Annotated in this window: 11 protein-coding genes; all 11 read right to left on the bottom strand. The window is 32.9% G+C overall.

Annotated features, from left to right (window positions below; translation table 11 throughout):
* Nucleotides 1-89: 89 nt before the first annotated feature.
* Entirely contained in the window at nucleotides 90-521 is a 432-nt protein-coding gene (locus tag B5E79_RS12885; RefSeq protein ID WP_087298314.1) for a DUF2232 domain-containing protein, read from the bottom strand.
* A gap of 72 nt (nucleotides 522-593) precedes the next feature.
* Nucleotides 594-1,358, bottom strand: coding sequence for an HAD family hydrolase (locus B5E79_RS12880; protein WP_087298313.1), 765 nt, complete (start codon nucleotides 1,356-1,358; stop codon nucleotides 594-596).
* Nucleotides 1,359-1,360: 2 nt separating this feature from the next.
* Nucleotides 1,361-1,846, bottom strand: coding sequence for an NAD(+) diphosphatase (locus B5E79_RS12875; RefSeq protein ID WP_087298312.1), 486 nt, complete (start codon nucleotides 1,844-1,846; stop codon nucleotides 1,361-1,363).
* 60 nt (nucleotides 1,847-1,906) lie between these two features.
* Nucleotides 1,907-2,443 carry a flavodoxin family protein gene (locus tag B5E79_RS12870; RefSeq protein WP_087298311.1) on the bottom strand — a complete coding sequence of 179 codons (537 nt, stop codon included), beginning with the start codon at nucleotides 2,441-2,443 and terminating at the stop codon, nucleotides 1,907-1,909.
* Between the two features lie 199 nt (nucleotides 2,444-2,642).
* Nucleotides 2,643-3,389 carry a carboxymuconolactone decarboxylase family protein gene (locus B5E79_RS12865; RefSeq protein WP_087298310.1) on the bottom strand — a complete coding sequence of 249 codons (747 nt, stop codon included), beginning with the start codon at nucleotides 3,387-3,389 and terminating at the stop codon, nucleotides 2,643-2,645.
* A gap of 126 nt (nucleotides 3,390-3,515) precedes the next feature.
* A complete protein-coding gene (locus B5E79_RS12860) occupies nucleotides 3,516-4,400 on the bottom strand; it encodes a LysR family transcriptional regulator (RefSeq protein WP_087298309.1) in 885 nt (294 codons plus the stop codon).
* 220 nt (nucleotides 4,401-4,620) lie between these two features.
* The gene (locus B5E79_RS12855) at nucleotides 4,621-5,127 is read right to left on the bottom strand and encodes a flavodoxin (RefSeq protein ID WP_087298308.1); all 507 of its coding nucleotides are present in this window, start codon (nucleotides 5,125-5,127) and stop codon (nucleotides 4,621-4,623) included.
* 3 nt (nucleotides 5,128-5,130) lie between these two features.
* Nucleotides 5,131-6,111, bottom strand: a complete 981-nt coding sequence (locus B5E79_RS12850; protein WP_087298307.1) for an aldo/keto reductase — start codon at nucleotides 6,109-6,111, stop codon at nucleotides 5,131-5,133.
* A 3-nt stretch (nucleotides 6,112-6,114) separates the two neighbouring features.
* Nucleotides 6,115-6,948 carry an SDR family oxidoreductase gene (locus B5E79_RS12845; protein ID WP_087298306.1) on the bottom strand — a complete coding sequence of 278 codons (834 nt, stop codon included), beginning with the start codon at nucleotides 6,946-6,948 and terminating at the stop codon, nucleotides 6,115-6,117.
* 12 nt (nucleotides 6,949-6,960) lie between these two features.
* On the bottom strand, nucleotides 6,961-8,142 hold the full coding sequence (locus B5E79_RS12840) for an iron-containing alcohol dehydrogenase (protein WP_087298305.1): 1,182 nt from the start codon (nucleotides 8,140-8,142) through the stop codon (nucleotides 6,961-6,963).
* 114 nt (nucleotides 8,143-8,256) lie between these two features.
* The gene (locus B5E79_RS12835) at nucleotides 8,257-8,850 is read right to left on the bottom strand and encodes a recombinase family protein (protein WP_087298304.1); all 594 of its coding nucleotides are present in this window, start codon (nucleotides 8,848-8,850) and stop codon (nucleotides 8,257-8,259) included.
* Between the last annotated feature and the right edge of the window lie 130 nt (nucleotides 8,851-8,980).

Below are 8,980 nucleotides of genomic sequence, written 5' to 3'. Positions count from 1 at the left end.
AGTGCACCCAAAAATCCACTAAATACATCAAACAACATCGGATTGCTCCTCTCAATCAGGACAAACACTATTAAAATCAATTTTTTAAATTAATTATTGACATTTAATAGTTTGTCTTTCATTTCACCAATCAGATCCATATTTAATAATCCTGCAAAAACTTCATAAAGCAAGATATTATTGAAAAATGTAAGAGATAATGTCCCCAAAAACAAAACACCTCGAGAAGCCTGACGTTTTAAAGCTTCACCTAAAAAAACACCAATCAGACATGAAGAAAATGATGAAATTGCAAAAAAAGGTAATCCTGTGATCATAATCACAATCATCGCAATCAAACTGACTAACAGACCATCCTGTAAACGATATGTATAACTATACCAGACAAGTGGAATCACCATGCCATAACAAATAAATATATCAAACATACTGCCTGTATACGTATTGAAAATAGACAAAGCACCAAAGATAGCGGCAATCATAGCGCCTTGGACCATTTTTCTTATTTTTACATTTCCCATATAAAGATCCTTTCCTTTGAAGTATCGCTATTATAACATAAATCAAACTTCATGTACAAAAAAGGAATAACTTTAAGCTATTCCTTCATGTTGTAGTGCCTTTAATATACCATCCTGATCAATAGAATCTGTAATATATGTCGCTTTTTGTTTTAAAACATCTACAGCATTTCCCATCGCTATACCATGCCCTACTTCTCTAAACATTGCCTGATCATTATAACCATCCCCAAAAGCATAGGCATTCTCTTTATCAATATGAAAATATTTCAATAAATAAGCAATACCATCACCCTTATCAAAACCAATGGTTGAACAGTCACATGAGCCATGACCACCATGATCATTAATAACCAATTCTTTATCAAAAGCCTGTATCAGTGTATCACGTTGTTGAAGATCATGATAAAACAAATCAAATGTATAAAATGGCAATAAAGAAGCATTTGTCTGAATACGTTGTATACCATATTCATCTTTAATACCTTCAATCTGTGCATCATCCAATAAATAAGGAACGGCAACCTCATCAGAAACAAACATAGCTCCTGCATTGAATGCTTTTATTTTTTCATAATAATATGACAGTTCTTCTGGTAAAAAAGCTTTTCCATACAGTTTCTTTCCTTGATATATAATATATCTTCCATTACATGTAATAAGACCACTGACAAGATTTCCAAAAAGATTTTGGGCATAAAAAGGCGCTCTGCCTGTACATATAAATGTAAAATATCCCTGATCCTGAAGTAATTTTAAAGCTTTGAGATTCCCTTCAGGAATTACACCATGTATCGCTAATGTTCCATCAATATCAAAGAAAAATATTTTCTTCATAATCAACCCCTCTTTTCTAAATATCTTTTCACAAAGGATTGGGCTAATGATCCTTGTTTCATAACATCGAAAACTTCATCAACAGGAATCCATTTGGCATGATCCACTTCATTTGTTAAATGAAAGTCTTCTGAATCAACCACTGCAACATAATTATGCATCAACGTATTTGTTTTTGCATAATACTCATTATCATTGTACATATAATCAACAACTTTCAAATTGACTTCTTCTTGAATCTCTCTAATTAATGTCTGTTTTGCATTTTCACCTTTATTTATATATCCCGCCACCAAAATATAATCTACCTGTCCATATTGTTGTATTAACAATACCTTATCTTTTTGTGGATTGAATATAATAGCAGAAATAGCACTATTAAACATTGGAAATTTAAACTTTTGACAATGTTCACAATAAGGCATTGTCCCATCAATTCCACATGGTTTTTCAATCAATTCATGTCCACATTCATCACAATATTTCATACTCTTCAGCCCCTTTATTAAATTTATTATAAAGAAAAAGCTCCTGATATTTCAAGAGCCTTATCGGATACTTTTTCCTAATTGATATGCTTTTTCCATAAAAGGTGAACGCAAAGTCATAGATGGTGTTCCACATCCAGTTGCTAAAATGCTTCCTACATCTTGAAAATGCATATAGTCAACCAATGCCTCATAATGCATCTTAACAGCATCCATTGTTCCTTGAGAACTATTCCATGCAGCGCATATAAAAGCAGTCTTTTTATGCATGGATGATAATTCCATTGTAAAACTATAAATACGGTCAATGGCTGCTTTTAACTGTGCTGATATTCCAAAGTAATAAAGTGGTGTGACAAAAACAATCATATCATGATCAAGTATGTCTTTTCTTAACTGACTCATATCATCATTTTGAATACATGGACCATTCATTCCACAATGGTCACATCCTAGACAGGGTGCAATATGATGATGAGCTACATCAAAAACAGTGACTTCATGGTGATTTTCCTGAACTCCTTTGATAAATTCATTTGCTAATAAATATGAAGAACCCTTCTGATGTGGACTTCCATATACAACCAATATCTTCATTATTCATCATCCTTTCTTTATTCCTATTTTCATGTGTATATTCTTTTTCGTCCAATACCTTAAAACAATCACACAGCATAGCTAAAAAGCATACTTTTTCCGCTTACAACATCAACATGAAACAATAACCCAATATTTCTTACAACAATCAAAATCACAAAAAAAGATGAACATTTCTATCCATCTTTATGATTCATATTTATTCAGCTAAATCTTTAATTGCATTAAAAGCATTAAACACACATGGGAAACCTAAATAAGGTAAGCATTGAATCAATGCATAATAAAGTGTATGTAAAGAGTTTCCAACTTTGATATTTCCTAAAGCATGTGCATAAAGTTGTCCAGAGGCATTGAGTGCTGTTAAAATACAAAAGATCAATAATTCTCTTGTTGGAATATCTAATACCTTTCTTGTATAACAGTCACCAAAACACCATTCTGTTAAAAATCTTGGTAAAGCGTCACCGACATCATCTGGTAAATAACGATATCTGTCTTTAATTTCATCACCATATAACTCTTTTTGAATTTCTAATCCTTTTTCATATCTTTCTTCATCTTTTATACTTGTCTGATTATCTAGTGGTAATGAAATATGTCTGCCTTCTAAAACTTCATTCAATACATTCACTGCATTCAATGTTCTCGGATAACCAATAAATGGAGCACATTGATACAATGATTCTTTTAATTCTAATGGTAAAACACCTACATTCAAGGCAGCATTCAGATGTGCCTTTAATTGTGGTAAAGTCTGTAAAACTGTTAAAACACTACATGTGATGAGTTCTCTTTGTCTATCTGTCAAATCTCCAACATAAAAAACTTCACCAAATATCAATCTTTGTAGCTGTGTCATAAATTCAGGATCTTTTAAATCTAATGTTTGTGGATTTAAAAATAATTCTTCATATTTCTTTTGACTTCTTTCTATTCTATTCATAAGATAGCCTCCTCTTTATTATAGCATATTTAAAAACACGTTATAAAATAAACTATAAAAGATTGACCATTTCATCAAAAAAATATCATTCTTGTTCATATAAACAATGAATGATATTTTGTATGTTTATTGAAATACTGTCCTTAACATTTGGGCAAATTCTTCAATGTAATAATTTGTATGTTGTTTATGCCAGCAGGCAAAGTAGTTTCTTTGAATGGGTTTTCCATTTTTATATAAAGGTACTCTTTTGATACCTTGAATAGGTGTCATCATTTCTCCCAGCACATCAATAGGAAGATAGCCTCGATTTCCTGCTACCATTAAACGGGCTTGTTCTAAAGAATCAACATATAAAAATTGATGTGATATAGCTAAATCTTTTTCATAAAAACTCTTTTCAGAGTCTTCATATCCTTTAGACACAACTAATATACAAGATAATGTTTTTAAGTCTTCTACTGTTAAAATATCTTTTTGACTTAAAGGATTTCCCATTGCTATTTCTACATAAGAATCACTATACTTCAATTCATAATTATAATAGTCTTCATTATAGGCTCTTCTTTGTTCACTCACTTTTAAATCAATATGTCCATTAACCAGTAATTCAAATAATTCTTCATGTGTTCCACTTACAATAGAAATTTTCACTTCGGGATATAGTTCACAAAATTGTGTAATAGCCTGTTGAAGCTCAAATAAGTTAAAATTCTTAGGATAGCCGATGCGTAATGTTAATTCATGATCTTCTCCTAGTCTTTGTGTTTGTGCAACAATCTGGTCGATTTCTTCCAATACAGCCTTTGCATGTCGATAAAAATATTGACCTGCTTCGGTTAATTCAAAACGTCTTTTCTGACGAACCATTAATTGAACCTGTAACTGTGATTCTAATGATTGAATTTGTTGAGAGATAGCTGATTGTGAAATAAAACAATGCTCGGCAGCTTCTGTAAAACTTCCATAGTCTACTATAGCTATAAAATATTTCATTTGTTTTAGTAGCATAAGCTATCACCCTCCTTGTTTCCATTTTATCAAAAAGAGATTTTATAAACAACAGTGATTATGATTGTATCTCTTGAATACACTTTAAAGCATTGAAAGTTCTTGGAAAACCAATAGTATGTGAAGATAACTGAGCTTCACATCCACCTTGTGCCACTAAAAAACAAAATGTGATGAGTTCTCTTTGTCGATAATCAAGTGCTTTTTTTGTTATTATGATTTATTCACCTACCCAACTTTTTATTTTGTCTTCACTTTCATATACCTGGTGACCAAAAATAGCGAGTCCTTCATGAATATAAGCATGAGGAATGATTGTTTTTAAATCCTGTAAACTTCTTCCAAAGCCACTTCCTTCATGAGTTATAAAAGGATAAACATCTTTTCCATCAAACTGATAACTTTCTAAAAAAGTCCAGACACACATTGGCATAGTTCCCCACCAGTTAGGAAAACCTAAATAAATATTTTGATATTGTTCAAAATGGGGAATGATGTTTTTAATCTTAGGTCTTTTTTGATTTTCTATCTCTTCTTTAGCGACTTGAGTACATTGATGATATTGTACAGGATAATCATGTAAAGGTTTTATTTCAAATAAATCAGCATCTATATATTGACTTATCTTTTCAGCAACCACTTGTGTATTTCCTTTTTCTAAATCAACAATATCCCCATTCACATAGTTTTCATGACAATGAGAAAAATAAACGATTAAAGATTTCATATTTTAATGCCCTCCAAAGACTTCAAATTCCATCTGTTCTAATTGATGATCAATCATTTGAATATCTGTTTCTAAAAGCTGTATATTCCCTGCCTGAAAGTTAGAAGATAATCTGTCTATTTTGCGTGAACCAGGGATAGGAATAAGATGTGGAAATTTATGAAGCATCCAAGCTAAAGATATTTGAGCATTTGTCGCATGATATTTCTTTGCAACTTGACTGATAACTTCCAATAAAGCATTTGTTTTGATCATGCCTGTTTGACTATATTGAGGCATGTTTCTTCTAAAATCCTGTTGATCATCTTTAAAATCTGCTTGAGAATGATAAGCTCCTGTCAATGCACCATTTGCTAGTGGTGAAAAAGCTATATATGTTATTCCAAGTTCTTGACAGACATCAATCAAATGTTCATGCCATCTTGCCATCATAGAATATCTATTTTGAATGACTGTCACAGGACAGATAGCATGTGCTCTTCTTAAATAATCTTCATTCACTTCACTAATGCCCCAAGCTTTGATTTTTCCTTCTTGAATCAAATCCTTCATCACTCCAGCCACAACTTCTGGTTCTACTTGAGGATCAATTCTATGTTGATAATAAATATCAATATGATCTGTCTGTAATCTTTTTAAAGAACCTTCAATAGATTCTCTAATCTTTTGTGGTGAACTATCAAATTCAAGATGGTCACCTTTATGCATCACACCAAACTTTGTACAAAGAACAATGTCATCTCTAAAATCTTTAATAGCTTCACCTACAATTTCTTCATTATTGCTGATACTTCCATCAGGATAAACACCTGTATAACATTCAGCAGTATCATATAAATCATAACCAATATGATGTGCTTCTTTTAAGACTTGCAAGGCTTCTTCTTTTGGAAGAGGTGTTCCACTGGCATGAGATAATCCCATGCACCCTAGCCCAATCATATTCACATACATATCTGTTTGTCCTAATCTTCTTTTTTCCATTGTTTATTTCTCCTTTGGTTGTAATGGTCCATAGTAATATGATGCTGTTGCGCCACCATCAATCAAGAATGTTGAACCTGTAATAAAAGCACCTTTATCACTCATCAATAATTCTGCTACATTAGCAATTTCGTCTGCTGTTGCTGGTCTACCAGCTGGACAAGATGCAAACATATTCTTATAAAAATCTCCTCTTGGTCCATTAAATTCATCAATGGCTAATGGAGTAACGACAATCCCTGGCGCAATTGCATTAATACGAGCACCTTTTTCTCCCCATTTCACTGACTGGGCCATGACTCTTTTTTCATTACATCTTTTAGCCAACTGATAAGCATGTAAGGTATCCTGAATATTTTCGACTTTTAATAAATCTAAATTTAATAATTCTTCTGTTGGCGTACAAGCCAACTGTTCATCTTCCTTAGGTGTTAATTGTTTCATTCTAAATCCTGATTGACTAGAAATAGTCACACCCACACCACCTGGTTCAATCACTTTTCCAACTTCCTCCAATAAAACTGCTGTTCCATATAAATCAACATTTAAAATAGCTTCAATAGGTGCCTGACTTGGCGAAACACCAGCACCATTGACCAGCATCGTAATAGGTCCATACTTTTTCGCTTCATCTATCATATTGAATATAGATTCTCTAGAAGATAAATCCATTTCAAATGGGACCACATCAAATCCAGCATTATTCATCACTTCTGCGATAGTCTTAGCATTTTCAATTCTTTTATCTCCCATTATAATCTTTTTACCATAACCAATTCTTCTGGCAATAGCCATGCTGATTTGGCCTGCACCCGTTACAATCATTACATCTTTCATTGTTTTGACCTCCTATAGACACATTTTATAAATATTGAAACAATCTTCCTGCGTTAATGGTCGATATGCTCTTGGCAGGGATTCCTGACCATAACATGCTTTTACTTTCATTTTTTCAAATTGACTATCATCTATTCCTAACTCGGATAAATGAACTGGTAATCCTAATTCATCTTTGATAAAAGATTGTAAGGCTTCAATAGCTTGATATGCGACAGCTTTTTTATCTTCATTCTCTTCAACATCCATGACATTGACTCCAAATCTTGCAAAATCATCAATGACAGTTTCGTCTCGATCTAATAAATACTTCATCCACTTAGGCATAAGGATTGCTAGTGCTAAACCATGTGTTAAATCATAAGATGAAGAGAATTGTTCTAAGGCATGTAAAGAAGCCTGTGTCTGAAATCCAGATGTACAAAAACTATTCAATGCCCAGCTTGCTGCCCATAACATAGTAGCTCGCGCTTCATAATTCTCTGGTTCTTGAATGGCAATTGGTAACTGCTGTCTCACTGTTTTTAACAATGTTTCAACAACGTTAAACTGTAATGGATATTTTTTAGCATTCACAAAATAGTTCATATCAAACATGTGTGCCATAATATCAAATCCCCCACATGCTGTCTGAAAAGCAGGAACAGTCAATGTATTCGTTGGATCTAGAAATGCAGCTTTGGGTCTAATCGGTTCCGCATTAATACCACTCTTAATTCCTAATTTGACATTTGCAATCACGCATGACTTATCCATTTCACTTCCAGTGGAAGCAATTGTTGGCATTGCAATCACGGCTAAAGCATCTTTCCAAGTTGTTTTACCTTCTACCAAATCCCAAATATCATCTGTATTTGATAACGTTGTCGCCGCAATGGCTTTACAACAATCAATGGTTGAACCACCACCAATAGCTAAGACTGTTTGAATTCCATGTTCTTTACATATTTTGACACCACGATTGACAGTTGTATGTCTAGGATTCGGTTCAACTGCACCTAACTCATAAACTGTAATCTTATGCGATTCTAGCTCTTTGATAACACGACTATATAATGGAGAGTTTTGAATAAAATCTCCTCCATGTGCAATTAAGACTTTATCACCATATTTCAAAACTTCTTCATGTAAATGTTGTAATTGGTTTTGACCAAAATAGACTTTGGTTGTATTTTGAAATTGAAAATCGTTCATAAAATGCATCCTCCTTTGTTAGTTTTATTGTATGATTTTTACTCTTTTGGAACAATTCCAATTTCTTATCCAATCCATAAGTTTTACTTATCAATAAACATTTCTTTTGAAGGGTTATACAATTTCCTGTACCCATCTTAAAAACGTACTTTGCGCAATTCCTAATGCTTTAGCTGCCTGTCGAGATGTGATTTGATTTTGAAGCCATTGATTTTTAATCTCTTTGAAATTTTGTGGAACATCTTTTCTAGGTCTACCAAAAATAACACCTCTACTTTTTGCAGCATAAATACCTTCCTTTTGTCTTTGTTTAATATTCTCACGCTCTATTTGTGCAACATATGCCAATATCTGCAATACCATATCCGCAATAAATGTCCCTGTTAAATCTTGATCTCCTTTCTTTCTTGTATCCAATAAAGGCATATCTAAGACAACAATATCGACTTGTTTCACTTTTGTGATGATTCTCCATTGATTTTGTATTTCATCATAATTTCTTCCTAGTCTATCAATAGATAAAACAATCAAAACATCTCCTTTCCTTAATTTCTTCACTAAACGATTATACTGTGGTCGATCAAAATTCTTTCCACTCACCTTATCTACATAAATATTTTTTCTTGGAATATCAAATTGTTTTAATACCAGGAATTGTCTATCCTCGCATTGATCTTTTGATGATACTCTTATATACCCATAGTTCATTTTTATTCCTCCTTTTCGTGCGCACGTTCTTGCGCTTAATATATATTTCTTTTGAAATCATCGCTCCTGCAATGCGATGTAAAGCAACCGACTTACCTCGCGGGGATAACCCAACGGGGACCAAAGCATG

The sequence above is a fragment of the Massilimicrobiota sp. An134 genome (assembly GCF_002160815.1).
GTDB lineage: Bacteria > Bacillota_I > Bacilli_A > Erysipelotrichales > Coprobacillaceae > Allocoprobacillus > Allocoprobacillus merdigallinarum.
This window is presented reverse-complemented; position numbering and strand designations above follow the sequence as displayed.